20 protein-coding genes and 1 pseudogene are annotated in these 15,141 nt (G+C 36.7%); 3 read left to right on the top strand and 18 right to left on the bottom strand.

The window, feature by feature from the left end; all coding sequences use genetic code 11:
• Positions 1-134: 134 nt before the first annotated feature.
• The 6 genes from ABDZ91_RS16130 to yneA all read right to left on the bottom strand — a co-directional run bounded on the left by ABDZ91_RS16130 (position 135) and on the right by yneA (position 4,545).
• Positions 135-353 carry a YneF family protein gene (locus ABDZ91_RS16130; RefSeq protein WP_343800978.1) on the bottom strand — a complete coding sequence of 73 codons (219 nt, stop codon included), beginning with the start codon at positions 351-353 and terminating at the stop codon, positions 135-137.
• A gap of 87 nt (positions 354-440) precedes the next feature.
• Positions 441-881: a sporulation inhibitor of replication protein SirA gene (sirA, locus tag ABDZ91_RS16135; protein WP_343800981.1), complete on the bottom strand. Its 441-nt coding sequence runs from the start codon at positions 879-881 to the stop codon at positions 441-443.
• 232 nt (positions 882-1,113) lie between these two features.
• Positions 1,114-3,117 carry a transketolase gene (gene tkt, locus ABDZ91_RS16140; protein WP_343800984.1) on the bottom strand — a complete coding sequence of 668 codons (2,004 nt, stop codon included), beginning with the start codon at positions 3,115-3,117 and terminating at the stop codon, positions 1,114-1,116.
• A 142-nt stretch (positions 3,118-3,259) separates the two neighbouring features.
• On the bottom strand, positions 3,260-3,493 hold the full coding sequence (locus ABDZ91_RS16145; protein ID WP_343800987.1) for a DUF896 domain-containing protein: 234 nt from the start codon (positions 3,491-3,493) through the stop codon (positions 3,260-3,262).
• A gap of 70 nt (positions 3,494-3,563) precedes the next feature.
• Positions 3,564-4,220: a YneB family resolvase-like protein gene (locus ABDZ91_RS16150; RefSeq protein ID WP_343800989.1), complete on the bottom strand. Its 657-nt coding sequence runs from the start codon at positions 4,218-4,220 to the stop codon at positions 3,564-3,566.
• Between the two features lie 7 nt (positions 4,221-4,227).
• Entirely contained in the window at positions 4,228-4,545 is a 318-nt protein-coding gene (gene yneA / locus ABDZ91_RS16155) for a cell division suppressor protein YneA (protein ID WP_343800991.1), read from the bottom strand.
• A gap of 146 nt (positions 4,546-4,691) precedes the next feature.
• Between yneA and lexA the strand changes: the two genes are divergently transcribed.
• Both lexA and ABDZ91_RS16165 read left to right on the top strand, forming a co-directional pair.
• On the top strand, positions 4,692-5,312 hold the full coding sequence (lexA, locus tag ABDZ91_RS16160) for a transcriptional repressor LexA (protein WP_343800992.1): 621 nt from the start codon (positions 4,692-4,694) through the stop codon (positions 5,310-5,312).
• Between the two features lie 149 nt (positions 5,313-5,461).
• Entirely contained in the window at positions 5,462-5,629 is a 168-nt protein-coding gene (locus ABDZ91_RS16165; RefSeq protein WP_343800995.1) for a hypothetical protein, read from the top strand.
• Between the two features lie 150 nt (positions 5,630-5,779).
• On the opposite strand, the gene ABDZ91_RS16170 is transcribed toward ABDZ91_RS16165, so the two are convergent.
• The 12 genes and pseudogenes from ABDZ91_RS16170 to ABDZ91_RS16220 all read right to left on the bottom strand — a co-directional run bounded on the left by ABDZ91_RS16170 (position 5,780) and on the right by ABDZ91_RS16220 (position 14,222).
• Positions 5,780-6,793 carry a DUF3231 family protein gene (locus tag ABDZ91_RS16170; RefSeq protein WP_343800997.1) on the bottom strand — a complete coding sequence of 338 codons (1,014 nt, stop codon included), beginning with the start codon at positions 6,791-6,793 and terminating at the stop codon, positions 5,780-5,782.
• A gap of 86 nt (positions 6,794-6,879) precedes the next feature.
• Complete coding sequence (locus tag ABDZ91_RS16175; RefSeq protein WP_343801000.1) at positions 6,880-7,272, bottom strand: GNAT family N-acetyltransferase; 393 nt, start codon at positions 7,270-7,272, stop codon at positions 6,880-6,882.
• Between the two features lie 19 nt (positions 7,273-7,291).
• Positions 7,292-7,651 (bottom strand): DUF3221 domain-containing protein, encoded by a 360-nt coding sequence (locus ABDZ91_RS16180; RefSeq protein ID WP_343801002.1) that lies wholly within the window; start codon positions 7,649-7,651, stop codon positions 7,292-7,294.
• 93 nt (positions 7,652-7,744) lie between these two features.
• On the bottom strand, positions 7,745-8,518 hold the full coding sequence (locus tag ABDZ91_RS16185) for a S41 family peptidase (RefSeq protein ID WP_343801005.1): 774 nt from the start codon (positions 8,516-8,518) through the stop codon (positions 7,745-7,747).
• A complete protein-coding gene (locus ABDZ91_RS16190) occupies positions 8,475-9,563 on the bottom strand; it encodes a hypothetical protein (protein ID WP_343801007.1) in 1,089 nt (362 codons plus the stop codon). The genes ABDZ91_RS16185 and ABDZ91_RS16190 overlap by 44 nt, the downstream gene beginning before the upstream one ends.
• Positions 9,564-9,575: 12 nt before the next feature.
• A complete protein-coding gene (locus ABDZ91_RS16195; RefSeq protein WP_343801009.1) occupies positions 9,576-11,429 on the bottom strand; it encodes a S41 family peptidase in 1,854 nt (617 codons plus the stop codon).
• 232 nt (positions 11,430-11,661) lie between these two features.
• Positions 11,662-11,934, bottom strand: a complete 273-nt coding sequence (locus ABDZ91_RS16200; RefSeq protein ID WP_343801012.1) for a hypothetical protein — start codon at positions 11,932-11,934, stop codon at positions 11,662-11,664.
• 121 nt (positions 11,935-12,055) lie between these two features.
• Positions 12,056-12,241 carry a hypothetical protein gene (locus tag ABDZ91_RS16205; protein WP_343801015.1) on the bottom strand — a complete coding sequence of 62 codons (186 nt, stop codon included), beginning with the start codon at positions 12,239-12,241 and terminating at the stop codon, positions 12,056-12,058.
• Positions 12,242-12,420: 179 nt separating this feature from the next.
• Positions 12,421-12,690, bottom strand: a complete 270-nt coding sequence (locus ABDZ91_RS21990; RefSeq protein ID WP_425541846.1) for a type II toxin-antitoxin system RelE/ParE family toxin — start codon at positions 12,688-12,690, stop codon at positions 12,421-12,423.
• 5 nt (positions 12,691-12,695) lie between these two features.
• Complete coding sequence (locus ABDZ91_RS16210) at positions 12,696-12,947, bottom strand: hypothetical protein (protein WP_343801018.1); 252 nt, start codon at positions 12,945-12,947, stop codon at positions 12,696-12,698.
• Between the two features lie 126 nt (positions 12,948-13,073).
• Positions 13,074-13,359, bottom strand: a pseudogene (locus tag ABDZ91_RS16215) (SMI1/KNR4 family protein); the annotation flags it as partial.
• A gap of 170 nt (positions 13,360-13,529) precedes the next feature.
• Positions 13,530-14,222 carry an ArsR/SmtB family transcription factor gene (locus ABDZ91_RS16220; RefSeq protein ID WP_343801021.1) on the bottom strand — a complete coding sequence of 231 codons (693 nt, stop codon included), beginning with the start codon at positions 14,220-14,222 and terminating at the stop codon, positions 13,530-13,532.
• Positions 14,223-14,311: 89 nt separating this feature from the next.
• On the opposite strand from ABDZ91_RS16220, the gene ABDZ91_RS16225 reads away from it, so the two are divergent.
• Positions 14,312-14,926 (top strand): flavin reductase family protein, encoded by a 615-nt coding sequence (locus tag ABDZ91_RS16225; RefSeq protein WP_343801024.1) that lies wholly within the window; start codon positions 14,312-14,314, stop codon positions 14,924-14,926.
• The last annotated feature ends 215 nt before the right edge of the window (positions 14,927-15,141 follow it).

The raw sequence follows: 15,141 nt of genomic DNA on the forward strand, positions 1-15,141 counted from the left end.
TCAAAAAAGATTTGTCTAAGAATATTCCTCTCCATAAATTGAAAATACCACAGCCCAAAAGACTGCGGTAGACCCAAAATTTATACTTTCTTATCTTTTAAAAAAAGCACTCTCTTCAAAGAGTGCTTGTCCTATTATTTCGTTGTCTGACGATTCATGGCTTGCATCATCTGATTGATTTTCTTTTGAGATGGCTTTTGACCCATTTGTGTCATCATCATACGAAGCATTTGTTCGTTAATAGGTGGGTTTTTCTTTAAATAGTCCATCATGTATTTTCTCGCGATGAAAAAGCCAAGTGCCACACCTGCGAGTAGAGCGATTACTCCCACTAGAGTATACATCCACCACATAAAACGTTTCCTCCTTCATGTTGTCTATGTTACAGTGTACTAAACCAAAAGTGATTATACAATATTTAATAACCTAATTCCTACTCTTTATATATATTTTCTTTCTCTCCAAGGCTTTAACCATCCATAACGCTCATTTTCTAAGTCAATTGCCAAGAAATTATCCATTTTACGGAGTAGGTCAAAAAAGATAGATTCTACATCTTGATCGCCTTCAGCCCAAATAGAGATTTTATGTTCCGCTAATTCCATCCTAGCAAATTCCTTCTCTTTCCCATCCTTATGTACCCAATAGATATTTCCTTCATTTTGAAGAGGATCCTTTCGCTTCAGGCCTTCTTTCAACAACTGGTGCATCGGAAGAATCGGAATCTTTTTTGTAATATATTGAATTTGTCCTTCTACAATTTCTTTAAATTCACCTTCGGACATACTGTATTCACGGAAAAGGCCATAGAATTTCTGTTCTCTTCCATAATAATAACTAGCCACTTCTTCTTCAATCCGGTACAAGTCATATTGACGCAATAGAGTTTCCCCCTCACCTCTATTTTTCTTCTCTATATTGTATATGACGAATCTTTTAAAATATGTTGGTTTGTGTTCAAATCTTTCACTAATTTTGTCGAATATACTAAATTTTCTATCTATTACTAGAATACACCATATATTGACAGAATGCCTAGAAAATTCTTTATTAGCGCAAAAAAATAAGCACATCCTACGTCAAAGACGGGATGTGCTTATACATAAGAGTAATTTATGAAAGCATGGCTTTTACTTTAGATACCACATTGTCTACAGTAAATCCATATTCAGCCATTACTTTTTCTCCAGGAGCAGATGCACCAAAGGTATGGATACCAAGTACATCCCCTTCATCTCCTACATAGCGATGCCAACCTAGCGGAGTAGCCATTTCGATGCCTAGGCGTTTCTTTACGGCCTTTGGAAGAACAGATTCTTTATAAGATTCTGGTTGCTCTTCGAACTTATCCCATGCAGGCATACTTACTACTGAAGCATGAATGCCGTCCTTTTCAAGAACTTCTTGTGCTTCAACCGCTAAGCTCACTTCACTTCCAGTTGCAAGTAAAAGAACATCTGGCGTTTCTTTATTAGCTGGTGATACGACATAAGCTCCTCTTGATACACCTTCGTCAGCAAGTTCAGCTGTTGTTTTAAGTGTAGGTAGGTTTTGACGAGACAGTACGAGTAAAGTTGGACGATCCTTCGATGTGAGTGCTGTTTTCCACGCTGCTTTCACTTCATTCGCATCAGCTGGACGTAATACGGTTAGGTTTGGCATTGCACGCAATGATGGGAGTTGTTCGACTGGTTCATGAGTTGGCCCATCTTCCCCAACGGCAATACTATCATGTGTTAGTACATAGGTTACGGGAACACCCATTAACGCTGATAAGCGAATGGCAGGTCTTAAGTAATCAGAGAACACAAAGAACGTTCCGCCGAAAACGTGTAGTCCACCATGTAAGGCCATTCCGTTTAATGCGGCTGCCATTCCGAATTCACGAACTCCGAACCAAATATTTCTTCCTTGGTAGCTATCCGCACTAAAATCATCAGATCCTTTGATCATCGTCTTGTTAGAACCAGCAAGGTCTGCAGAACCACCAAATATAGATGGTACATTTTGAGCTAGTGCGTTTAGAACATCACCAGATGACGAACGTGTCGCAACGCCTTTTCCTACTTCATATTCTGGTAGGTTCTGATCCCAGTTTTCAGGAAGCTCGTGTTGAATCCCTTTCTTCAACTGCTCAGCTAATTCTGGATATTTTTTCGCATATTCATCAAATAATTGGTTCCATTTAGCTTCTTCTTGCTTTCCTTTTTCTAATACTGTGGATTTAAATTGGCTATACACTTCATCAGGAACATGGAATTCTTCTTCAAATTCCCACTTGTACGCTGCCTTTGTTACTTTTAATTCTTCACTCCCTAGCGGAGCTCCATGTGCTCCGGAAGTACCCGCTTTATTCGGTGAACCGTACCCAATAACGGTTTTTACCTCAATCATAGTTGGTCTTGACGTATCTGCCTTTGCTTCTTCAATCGCTTTGGCAATGGTTTCTAAGTCCGTTCCATCCTCTACACGAAGGTATTGCCAACCATATGACTCAAAACGTTTTTTGGTATCTTCAGAGAAAGATTTATGTAAGTCTCCGTCTAATGAAATGTCATTAGAATCGTATAACACAATTAAACGACCTAACTTTAAATGACCTGCAAGGGAAATAGCTTCTCCAGCTACACCTTCCATTAAGTCTCCGTCACCACAAATTGTATATGTATAGTGGTCAATAATTTCCATATTATCTTGGTTGTATTTAGCAGCTAGATGTCTTTCAGCCATGGCCATCCCAACAGCCATCCCGATTCCTTGACCTAATGGCCCCGTTGTTGCCTCAACACCTGGTGTATGTTTGTACTCAGGATGTCCTGGTGTTCGGCTACCCCATTGACGGAAGTTTTTGATATCATCCATTGTTACATCATAACCAGATAAATGTAACAAGCTATATAAAAGCATGGATCCATGACCAGCTGATAAAACAAAACGGTCTCTGTTAAACCAAGATGGGTTTTCTGGATTGTGGTTCATGTAACGAGTCCAAAGAGCATATGCCATCGGAGCAGCCCCCATTGGCATTCCAGGGTGACCAGAATTGGCTTTTTCAATGGCATCAATGGTTAATGTACGAATCGTATTGATGGCGAGTTGGTCATTTTCATTAAACATAGTTCAGCATCCTTTCCTACTCAAGAATGAATCTTTTTTATTATTGTACAATAAATCCCTACCTAGTTTCCCTTATGTTGGGAATGACTATGCCAAAAATAAATCAGAAAAGGGATACAAGTTTGTTTTGTATCCCGACTTCTTAATGTAGCTTATTTTTCTTTTTTCTTTCTTTTAGTTTTTCTGGTGTCACATCGTTTCCATTTGGATCTACGATTGTCACATTATCTAGTGTATTCAGCATAGAAGAACGAAAGACTTGTAAATATTCTTTACGAAGTGCTGTTTGCTCTTTTGCTTCTTTTTCTGTAAGTCCTGAAGACTTTGCTTTTTTTGCGAGCTCATTTATCCGATTAAGTTTATGCTTTGGTAACATAGTCATCGCTCCTTTTCTTTGCTCCCTGAGCGCATGACCCTATGATACTAAATGAAGTAATAGAATACAACTATTGAGATTCACTCTTTGTTTCTTCATATTCTTTATGTCTTCTATGAACCGTTGCTTTTGACACTTCATAACCAAGACCTCTCAAGGTTGCTGCGATTTCTTGAAATGTTAGTTTATGTTCTCTAAGCCTAACAATTTCTTCAATGGGCACCTCAATCTTCTCTCTTCCAGGTGCTTGGTCCACATTCTTCAAATTTCGACTAGGATTAAATCCTTTTTCCATAGCCGCTTGCATACCTCTACTGATTTTTACATTCTTTAGTTTCCGTTGATACTCTTCTACTAATGAAATGATTTGTAGAACGAGGGAATCACCTTCTGAGATTTCAAGTTCCCCTCCATGATGTAGAGAGTAAATCGTTACCCCTTCTCTTTTAAGAAAATGAAGTAACACGATTCTGGCATTTCCTCGACCAATTCGAGTTTCGTCTTGTATAAAAAGTGTATTTGCCTTTCCTCTTTTAACAAGGTCCAATATTTTAAAGAATCCTTCACGGTCTACATCGTATCCACTGTGCTGTTCTTTAATAACTTCAACTACTAGTGAGCTTTTTTGCTTGGCCCAATCTACTAATTCTCTCTCTTGTCGTTCTAGTGAAGTTTCTTGAGATTCCTTCGTTGTACTTACTCGGCAGTATATAATGGCTTTTTCCATGATGTAATTACTCTCCTGATGATGCTAAATATTGTATATCTCCGTATTTTTCTACAGGGATGACGATTTGATCTCCCGGTTTGATACTATTTACATCAATGTTATTCATATCTTCCACCCATGCAATGAAACTTTGAATAGAGTGATTCGCTTCTTCTTGATAGGTAGAGGCAATTTCCCATAATGTGTCACCTTTATTAATAGTGATAGATTGATAATTGTCTGCTGACGTTTCTGCTGTTAATTGTATGTAAACAAATGCTAAGATCCAAGCAAAAAGTAAAAATAAAATGGAAAATGAATGCTTTTTAATAAATGTAGTCATGTTTCTAAAACTCCTTTGCGAATGTTTGTTCGGTATTATCATAATACGAACATACGTTTTAGTCAACAGAAAATTCGAACTTATGTTTGTATATTTTTTCGACACATGCTATAATTGTTCCAAGAATTACTAAGAGGTGTCGGACTATGACGAAGCTTTCAAAGAGGCAACAGGATATATTAGAGTTCATAAAAGGCGAAGTTAAAAGTAAAGGCTATCCACCATCCGTTCGTGAAATTGGAGAAGCTGTAGGTTTAGCATCCAGTTCTACTGTGCACGGCCATTTGGCTCGACTAGAGAGTAAAGGACTCATCCGTCGAGACCCTACTAAACCTAGAGCCATAGAAGTGCTAGAATTAGAGGAAGATAGCATCCCTAGAAATGAAGTTCGTAACGTACCCATCGTAGGTAAGGTTACAGCAGGTCAACCTATCACAGCTATCGAGAATGTTGAAGAATACTTTCCATTACCTGAACGTCTTGCTCCTCGTGATGAACAAGTATTTATGCTTGAAATTATGGGTGACAGTATGATTGAGGCTGGAATTCTAGATGGGGACTATGTTGTTGTAAAACAACAGAGCACGGCGCGTAATGGAGAAATTGTTGTCGCAATGACTGAAGAAGACGAAGCAACGGTTAAGCGTTTCTTTAAAGAGAAAGACCATATTCGACTTCAACCAGAAAATCCAACAATGGATCCAATTATCGTTCGTAACGTATCTATTCTTGGAAAAGTAATAGGCGTATATCGTCATATTCACTAGATATGAAAGAATCTCCCGAAACCTTTCAATAGGTCCGGGAGATTTTTTTGTCGTTAGTCCTTGATTCCCAACTGGAAATCTATTTAATTTCACTATTTAGTAATAAAATGATAGAATAAAAGAAGTTCATGCATCAAGGGGGTTACCTTATGCCAGTTCTCTGGATTATCATCGGAGTTTTTGTTGCTATTTTATTATTATCAGTTGTCCTTGAGATTTATATAAAGAAAACAAACAAAAAATTTATCGCTGATCGTCGACGTAAAGAGAAAGATCAAGAACATCTAAGCGAACACGACCCACGTCGTATGTTTTAATGTTATACACCTTCCAAGTGAGGGTGTTTTTTTTCGGATACCTTTTAATGTACAGAAGAAGAATGGACGAAAAAGAGGCTTTCCCAAGAACTAGTTTTTTGTAAAAATAGTAGAACGTGTATCTTGCTAATAGAAGCCTCTCTCGTTGTATCATTCTTTATGTCTTTGTATTTCCTCTCTATCCACTGCCAATGGTCCTTGCTCCAGCCATTCAAAGGCAATCATTAAATTGATCCCGTCTTCCCCGAATTTCAAAACTTCCGCGAGTAGACGTGAAAAATCGATTGCTAAGTCACTTCTCAAACTCTCTGAGATAGCCATCCCATAGTTTCCAATCCCCGAATAGTTCATAAGGGAAAAATGAAACAAAATAAGCTTGTCTGAAAAGGGTGATTCAGGTGAATCTGTTATTTCCTGTTCAAGTGACACGGGAACAGGAAGGGATTGTTGCGCTAAGTAATCACTAAAGATTTTCACGTGTTTTATGGAGATATCTTTCCCTCTTAAGATGTAATTTCTTATTTTTTTTGACTTTACAACTTGGCTAAAGGCAGTTGCTAAAGCTGCTCCAAGTTGATTGGTTTGAATATTTGAATACAGGTTTGTAATCTCTATTCCATTTAATGGCCTTTTATTTAATCCTTCTAAAAGGAAGGATTGCTTATGTACATACTCAACTTTTTGAGGATACGGGATAGTAGGTGGCCTAACTTGGATACCTTTCTTTAATAAAATCTCTGTGACTTCATCATTCAATTGGACTGTTGATTTTAATGCCTTTGAAAAGAATGAAAGAATGTCTTCACGATAAATATTTGGAATGACGTTTGAATATACCGAGAGCCCACCTTTTGACATCATTTTTAAATAATGTAGGCAAAAGGGATCAGAAAATAGTCTTTTCGCATTTGGATTTACATCCTTTTCTATTGAAAATCCATCGGGTATTGGAATCTTTTCATCTGTAAAAATTCCATGTATGATGTCAATGTGCTGCTGGGATAAATCGATAGCATGTTGTACAACATGTTTTACATCGCTATCTTCAATAAAAGACAGCAAGTATGTAAACACACAAATTGACATACTATCTGCTATATATGTTCTCCATAAGAAAGAAACTTCTGAAGCTGTTAGTTTCATGTGATTATGTTGTATATCCATGAATTTACCCCCCACCTATTTACTAGGTGATAATATTCCCTATATAAAAAGGAAATATTATGGTTTTTACATGTATAGGGCTTTATTCACTTTCTATGCATTACAAACTGTGACTGACTTCTTGTAAATTGATGACTCTTATAGAATGGTATTAGATGTTCTTCACAAAATAAACTAATCACATCTATGTGGGACAGTTTCCTAAGTAACCGTTCCATCAATTGTGTTCCTACATTCTGCCTTTGATATTCACTATGAACCACTACATCTTCAATATATGCACGAAATCGTCCGTCCGAAATTGCTCTGGCAAACCCGACTAGAACGCCATCTTTCCAGGCACCTACTGAAATAACATTCATTAACATACTCTCTATGTCTTCTTCTGATCTTTCATCCCACCAACCTGCATTCTGATATAAATCCTTTAAAAGCTTAGCTGGGATAGGTTTTTCTTTGTTAGTATAAAATTGGACCAAGACTAATCCCTCCGATATATTACTCCACAATTTCAATCTTCTTCGCACCCGCTTGACCTGGATAAGAATGGTTAATTCCTCCGTCTACTGTAACTTTTACAAAATCACCGACGTTAAAGGTTTCTACATTTGTAAAAGATACATAGGTTAGCATAATCATTTTCTCCTCTATATCCTGGATTTCCTTAATCGTCATATCCCGTATCTTATCAAACTCTTCCTTTGTTATATCTTCAGCGATGAGTAGCCTACCCTGGTTAACCTCAAGAATGTATCCTTTAAGAATGAGATTCGGTTCTGCATTATTTTCTATATTACATCCCACTAGGATTATCATTAAAAACACCAACCATATTCCTTTTAAATCATTTTTCATCATACCGCCCCCTTTAATACGACGAGGAACACACCTAAAAGTTTCCAAATACATTAAAAAAGTGCGATCAAAATCGGACCGCACTTTGTTTTGCAGTTACTGATTATCCTTTATGAACTGAACCCCTTCTTCTATCCACAGGTCTCGCCCTTGCTGTATGGCTTCGAAAGTGGGTTCTAAGAGAATGTCAGGTATTACCCCGTGTACATGGTGTTGGTCACCATCTAGCCCCTTTGTTTTAATGGCTGTAAAACTGATATAAATCCCGTCAAATAAAAGGAAACGGTTCTGGTAGCCTATTTGTCCAGCTGTCTGTTCACCGATGATTGTTCCTAACTGGTAGTCTTTGATTTGCCGCAAAATCGGATCTCCCCAATTCGAGGCTAAAAATACGATTTCTCCTTGAATGGTTGGCTCTTTTGGTTCTATCATCCACCCTAAATCCTTATAGTCTACGCCTTCTTGGTCTGGCAATATATTTTGAGGACTACGTATGTCTACAGATGGGATGGGTTCAGCAAATAAATGTTGCATAAATAAATAGGCCATTCCCTCATCTTCATATCTGGAATCAAATATGACCCCTTTAGCAGATTGGAGTAAGTCCACGTAATAAGCCAAACGGATTATATTGATATCCCCGTGTAGTGGAACATAAAAGATCCCCTCTTCAATCTCCTGAATACTTACCGATTGATTGAGTGTCACTGTGTTTTCTATCTCATAAATAGATGTATTTGTAAGGCTTTCATCGTTGCGTAAGACTTCAATCTCAGTAGATTCTCCGAATGGTCCTCTTACTAACATTAGTTCACCCAAAGCTGTCTTATGATGTTCTGGGCCTGAAATTTCCTGTTTTTGATGCGTCATTAACTCCATTACGGGAGTGCCATCTATGGAATGAACCATATCTCCAACTTTGGAATTGGCTGTCTAGCGCCTCTGTCACAATAATTTTTTCATCTACTTCTCTAACCCGAATAGGCAAAGAAAACATTCTAGAGTCATCCTTACCTGTAACAACTGCACCAGCGTCTTGAACGTTTTCTACTAACATTCTTAAAGTAGTTAAATAGTCTTCGTACGTCTGATCATGCAATGCCTCTGTTAAATATGGAGCAAGTTGGGCTTCCCAATTTACCTCAACTTCATCCCAATATGGATAAAAATGTTGAAAGATATTCCATGTAGTAATGATGCCGGATATCCGAGCGTTCTCATCTGTTGCATGAATACCATTTTGCTTTACATTTTTCAGTTCCTGTTCCAATTCTTCAAAAGCAGTAAATGTTTCTGAAGTTGTGCCTATGGTTTTCTCCTCCTCATTGATTGGTATCACAAGTGGTAAATAGAGATGCAAGTTATTTGATACCTCTTTATGAATGACCCATTTTTCCTTAGGAGGGACTTGTTCGGACAGTTGATTTTCTAATTCAAGGTTGCTTTTTATGACAACCCTATTGCTACTAGCATAAGGGTTTACATTACCTGTACTAGGTATTATTGTCATGTTCGTTTCCACTCCAAGGTGTTGCCAGAACAGGTAATTGGATGTGTTGTTTTCTTCAAAAATATCTTTAAATGAGTAGCCAACTTCTTTATTAGCAATCCTTACCGTAGGGGCTATTGGAGAGAATAAATCTTCGAGTGTCTCGTGCAACTCCTTTTTTGTTTTTGCATTTTTCACCTGCTCTACACCATACACCCCAAATGTATCCCAATCTAAGTCTGCTGCTTCATCACTGGGATGAAAATAGCGAACATATCCGTAGATTTTAGCAAAAGCTGTGATATTCCTGATTTTTTGTTCCTCTGTAAAGACTAACGGCTCTTGAGCACCATTTTTATTGATCACTATGAAGCTAGTGATTAGCAGAAGAACAATCAAACCAACAGAAATGTACTTATTTTTCACCCCATATTCCTCCTACCTATTGCCTTCAATAATTTGAATGGCGGCCTCCAGGTACTCATCTCTTCCTGCTTTTACAGCTTCAATTGACTGGTTCACAACGATATCTGGCTCTATACCTATCAGATGAAGCTGTGAACCATCAGCCTTTAACACTTCTGACCCGAGAAAGTAGACAATGATACTATCAAATAAATCAATTGCATTCAAATATCCATTTGCTCCTGCTGTCTGCTGACCTACAATAGTTCCAAGCTTTTGTTCCTTCGCAATATCTATAAAAACTTCACCCCATGCACTCGTAGCGTCCCTTGTTAAGAAAACAATTTCTCCTGTAAACTTGGGGCTCTTTGGTTGAAGTGGTTCTGCTGGTTCTGACAATTCAAAGTATTGGATATCACCTTGTTGGTCCGGTAATAAGTACTGCGGGTTTCTAGTAATACTGGTTACCGATGGTTCATCCATTATATGTTGAAAGTATTGAAGTGCAGATGCAGAAGGGTATTGTCTAACATCAAAGATAATCCCTTTTGCAGATGCTAATTCATCCACAAATTGAGAGAGTTGACTTTGTGTTATTTGTTTATCCATAGAAACAAGAAAAATTCCCTCTTGCACTTCCTGAATCGGATCTGTGTCCCAATCTAAGTAATAGGGTTCAGTAAAAGAAGCTGTATGTTTGGAAACCTCTTCGTCTCTAACTATCTCAATCTCAGCAGAGTCGTTTATGTTCCCCGTCACCAGTAAATACTCTGCAATACTTTCTTTATACTGGGCAGAACCCGAGGTTTCGTTCAGGTGTTTCTCGAACAAATCTTTGACAGGGAGACCATCTCTGGTTAAAAGTATATCTCCTAACTTGAAAGGGCTATCTTCCAACACCTCTGTAATGACAAGCTCACCTTCAATAAATTGAACACGAAAAGGTAATGTGAATGTTTTATTATCCAATCTAGTATATACCCTAGATCCGCCATCCTGTGCTTTTTCTACGAAGAGCTTGAGCGAGGTAACATAGTTATCATACGTTTCGTCATCTATGACTTTACCGATAAAAGTATGTAATTCTTCTTCCCATTTCACATCAACCACATCTAAGTAAGGATAAAAATGCTGATACATGTTCCAAACAATAACTACGCCAGAAATCCTAGCGTCCTCTTTTTCACTATTAATACCAGCAACCTTCAATTCATGTATCGCCTCTTTTAACTCTTCAAATGCAACCTGAGAATCCTGGGACCCTCCCATCGTACGATTTTCATCATCAACAGGAAGCACAAGAGGTACATATACATGAAGGCTATTGGAAATGGCTCTTTGTATAACCCAGTCCTCTCTATTTGGATACTGATCGAAAACAGGTTCAATAAGTGTAACCTCTCCATTATGATCTGTAAAAAATACACGTTTACTTTTATACACCCTGCTGTCTACAACCGGGAATAATTGATTTGTGTAACTCGTTTCTACTCCTTGGTTTTGCCAGAAAACATACTTCCCATCAGGACTTTCGTTCACAAGATCCCACTTGGAATACTCATCTTTTTCATCTAAAGCAAGTTCAATCGTAGGGGCAATCGGAAGAAATAATTCTTCTAATGTCTCTTTCAACTCTTTCGTACTTTTTGCATTTTTCACCTCTTGTACCCCATATACAGCAAAGGCATTCCAATCTAATCCAGATGCCTCATCGCTCGGGTGAAAATATCTAACATACCCATACAGCTTTGCAAACGTAGCAATATTTGACACCTTGTGCTCCTCCGTAAAAACCAAAGCTTCCTGGGGGCCATTTTTATTGATTGTAAAATAGCCGACAACTAATAGGATAACAATAATACCAATAGACAAATATTTATTTTTCATCTAGATCCCCCTCTCGTCAACAACTAATCAAACTATGCAAGTTCACCAATATAACTCCCTCTTCCAAATACGTTTTTTATTGGAAAATAGTTTCAAAAATTCAAAAAATAGAAATTGTAACAACTAAAAAAAGAGCAAATTCCTTGTTGGAACTTACTCTTTTTTCTTCAACTAAGCTGATCCGTTTGTTTAAGTGCATATCCTCACAAGCTCTAATGAACCGCACCATTATTTAACTTGCTTTTACTCTGGATTTCAAATTCTTTCCAACTAATATAATAGATATAATTATAGGGACTATGCTAGAAATGAAAAATCCAATTGCATATGATGGGATACTCTCTTCTGGTACTCTATCATTTATTTCGAAAGCTAAGAAGTTTACTCCAATACCATCTCCATCGACATTTGCTCCAAGAGCTCTTAATTCTAACCCTTTATTAAATAATAAAATTGCCAATAAAATCAAAACAACTGCAATTACCCAACGACTAATTATATTCATTTTTCTTCCCTCCTTATTATCACCATTTTTATCCACGAAACCCATTACCCCAATTAAACATTACTGCTCGATAGTCAAAAGCTTAAGATTCTGACTCTTTAACAAAATGCTTACATCTGACTTATATGAAAAATATATCTGGGACTGCTAAAATCAATGCAATTAAGCCCAAATTCAACAACATAATGGTATATGATGCGTTTAGAAATCCTCTGGATAGATCTGCACCGTCACTTCTTCTTCTCAAATATAAATAGAGGATAAGCGTATATCCATTGAACAATACCCAATTAAACAGAGAACTCATTCTGGTTAAATCTCCCCCTCCATATTGCTTTTTCGCCATAAGCTTCTTTAAGGAATGCTGTCCTTTACTTGAAGAAGACATTTCCACTGTTCAATTATTGCACCAGATAACTAAACAAAGGAATATAAAGAAATAGCTAGGCTTGACATCTCTTGAAATAATTTAAATGTCATGACTAGCTATCTATGTTGTCTAGAGTGTTTAAAATATTCTATATAACAAATTGTTCTATCATTTGAAAAAGAGTAGTAAACGATGTACTTGTCAATAATAATTTTATAAGATCCTTCCCACTCAGGTTTATCGACGGCGACACTTGTGCCTAGTAAAACAATTTTTTCTTCCATCCTTCTCACTAACTTTTTCTTATATTCTTTAGTTTCTTCCGATGTAAAGTGATTACTTTGAATGTTACTAAACCCTTCTAAAGCTTGGTTTGTCCACCATATTTCCTTTAAAGTTCACCTTGATCAATCATCTCTAAAACTGCATCAGTAGAATAAATTTTTCCATCCAATATATCTTTCTTGGCTTGTAATAATTTTTGTTTCAATTCAGAATCTGCTTCCACATCTTCCTTAACAGTCGTCTCTGCATCTTCTATTTGAGTTAAATAATATTTCTTTCCATCAACTTCGAAAACAGCCTCACCATCACGAATGATATCTTTAATTAATTCAGCTGCATACCCATCTAATTTTTTCATAATATCACTCCGGTTCTAATCATCTTTATTTGATTATACATCAATCTAAATCTATAACGAAGAAGACAATCTCTTTAAGCGACTACCCCTATTCAACATTCCTCCCTCTATAAAAAAAGGGTAATCTTACGATTTCTCTTGAAGCCAATACAAGTATTTTCCCCTAGCTTCAATTAGTCTTTCTAATAAATCTGTGAAAGAAAACCGATATAATTGCACATTCACCAACTACTCCATGTCTATCCCAAAAGCTGTCATAGCATCTATCTAATCGATTTTCATCGAGGTCAATAGTGATAAATTGGTTATTCGAATCGGAAGCAATAATGTACCAATAAGAAGAAATATCAGCTTCAGCTCTTTCACCAATAATAACTGGGTTCGCTAGCTCGAACTTATTAGGTGGAACAATGGTAAGTTTGTTTTACACCATCCTGTTATTAAGAGAGAATTTGATGGATGTTGATTCCCCGAGTATCAAATAATTAAATATTAACATAATATCCCATTTATTACCTTCTAGAAACAAAATAAAAAGATCGCCTACAATGACGATCTTCTTGAATACACTAGTCTTTTTGTCTAAAATTGATCATCCAACGTAATGCCAAACATAATTTTCAATTCCCTTTCTCCAAGCTTAGTTATTTTTATTGCTCTAGAATCAGGGACTCTTCGTATCCAGTTTAATTCTAAGAATTTTACTAAAAGGGCATTACCAATAGCCCCTGATATATGATATTTTCTTTCGCTCCAGTCAAGACATTTATCGATGTATTTTCGACGTTTCTTTTTTATTTGTGCTAGGTCAATTTGGAGTTCATTGAAAAAATCTTCTCCCTTTTCAGTGAGAACAAATGAATTTTTGGAATCTTCAAGGTATCCTATTGAAAGCATTGATTCAGTAACTTTCACACCAATATTGCCTGCAAGGTGATCATAGCAAGTTCGCGCATATCGAATGGCCTTATCCTGTGTCACTTGTTTAAAAGACCTCATTTCAGTATCGGGAGAAATCAGCAAAAAGGTTTCTAAAACTTTAGCAACATCATGGTTTTTTAATCCATAATATCTATGTCTTCCCTGCTGATTGACTTGTAATAAATCGGCTTCGTGTAATTTTCTCAGATGGAAACTCGCTGTTTGAGGCTTGATACCTGCAATGTAAGCCAAGCTGCTGGCAGGATGGAAGCGTCCGTCTAATAATGATGTTAGTATTGCCGCCCGAGAAGGATCACTAATTAACGCAGCAATACTAGCCATATTTGGATTCATTTTATCCCCCCTTCAAAGTGTAATCCATATTTCGATGATAATTGAAATATCTATACTTTACAATATAGATAGCATAAGGAGGTATGAATATGAAACAATCATTAAGAGATACAGAAACGGAAATTATTAAACCGAAAATTTTGTATTATGGAACGCCGGTCATCCTACTTACCACGTTAAATGAAGATGATACTGTAAATATTAGTCCAATTTCATCATCATGGGCACTTGGCCATTATATTATTCTCGGACTTGGAGTAGGTGGTAAAGCTTTTGAAAACCTTACCCGCCATCCAGAATGTGTTATCAATATACCAAATCCTGAGCTTTGGGAAAATGTAGAGAAATTAGCACCGTTCACAGGTAAGAATCCTGTACCAGAATATAAAAAAAGTAATGGATTCACATATCAACAAAATAAATTTGATGTAAGCCATTTAACTTCAATTGACTCACACAGTGTAAAACCTTCAAGGATAAAAGAATGTCCAATACAAATGGAAGCAAAAGTTAATAAGGTTAGGGTACCGGAATACTGCCAAGAATTATCTATTATAGAAACTGAGGTTATCCATGTACATGCGCATAAAAAAATAATAAAAGATGGGAATCACATTGACCCCCAAAAATGGAGTCCACTAATTTATAATTTTCGCCATTATTATGGTTTAGGTAATCCTTTAGGAAAAACATTTCGTGCCTAAATTGATTTTCAATAATAAATAATAATTGTTGAGTTGGTGAATTATCTTTAATTCAAGACCTTAGTTTTATGATCGAATTTAGATTAAACTGAATGAAGGATTCCTTGTGTTTGGCATCTAACCTGTGTATGAGATGGTAGTATGTTTTTGTGAAAAAAAGGCCTACAACTTAATCCCCATATATATGGAGATTTAGTTGTAGCCTTTTTATTATT

Source organism: Bacillus carboniphilus (assembly GCF_039522365.1).
Lineage (GTDB): Bacteria > Bacillota > Bacilli > Bacillales > JC228 > Bacillus_BF > Bacillus_BF carboniphilus.

Excerpts from the sequence above, each read along its gene's own strand:
- ABDZ91_RS16130 (WP_343800978.1), bottom strand. The coding sequence starts at position 353 with ATGTGGTGGATGTATACTCTAGTGGGAGTAATCGCTCTACTCGCAGGT.
- tkt (WP_343800984.1), bottom strand. The coding sequence starts at position 3,117 with ATGTTTAATGAAAATGACCAACTCGCCATCAATACGATTCGTACATTA.
- ABDZ91_RS16145 (WP_343800987.1), bottom strand. The coding sequence starts at position 3,493 with ATGTTACCAAAGCATAAACTTAATCGGATAAATGAGCTCGCAAAAAAA.
- ABDZ91_RS16150 (WP_343800989.1), bottom strand. The coding sequence starts at position 4,220 with ATGGAAAAAGCCATTATATACTGCCGAGTAAGTACAACGAAGGAATCT.
- yneA (WP_343800991.1), bottom strand. The coding sequence starts at position 4,545 with ATGACTACATTTATTAAAAAGCATTCATTTTCCATTTTATTTTTACTT.
- lexA (WP_343800992.1), top strand. The coding sequence starts at position 4,692 with ATGACGAAGCTTTCAAAGAGGCAACAGGATATATTAGAGTTCATAAAA.
- ABDZ91_RS16165 (WP_343800995.1), top strand. The coding sequence starts at position 5,462 with ATGCCAGTTCTCTGGATTATCATCGGAGTTTTTGTTGCTATTTTATTA.
- ABDZ91_RS16170 (WP_343800997.1), bottom strand. The coding sequence starts at position 6,793 with ATGGATATACAACATAATCACATGAAACTAACAGCTTCAGAAGTTTCT.
- ABDZ91_RS16180 (WP_343801002.1), bottom strand. The coding sequence starts at position 7,651 with ATGATGAAAAATGATTTAAAAGGAATATGGTTGGTGTTTTTAATGATA.
- ABDZ91_RS16185 (WP_343801005.1), bottom strand. The coding sequence starts at position 8,518 with ATGACGCATCAAAAACAGGAAATTTCAGGCCCAGAACATCATAAGACA.
- ABDZ91_RS16195 (WP_343801009.1), bottom strand. The coding sequence starts at position 11,429 with ATGAAAAATAAATATTTGTCTATTGGTATTATTGTTATCCTATTAGTT.
- ABDZ91_RS16200 (WP_343801012.1), bottom strand. The coding sequence starts at position 11,934 with ATGAATATAATTAGTCGTTGGGTAATTGCAGTTGTTTTGATTTTATTG.
- ABDZ91_RS16205 (WP_343801015.1), bottom strand. The coding sequence starts at position 12,241 with ATGAGTTCTCTGTTTAATTGGGTATTGTTCAATGGATATACGCTTATC.
- ABDZ91_RS16210 (WP_343801018.1), bottom strand. The coding sequence starts at position 12,947 with ATGAAAAAATTAGATGGGTATGCAGCTGAATTAATTAAAGATATCATT.
- ABDZ91_RS16220 (WP_343801021.1), bottom strand. The coding sequence starts at position 14,222 with ATGAATCCAAATATGGCTAGTATTGCTGCGTTAATTAGTGATCCTTCT.
- ABDZ91_RS16225 (WP_343801024.1), top strand. The coding sequence starts at position 14,312 with ATGAAACAATCATTAAGAGATACAGAAACGGAAATTATTAAACCGAAA.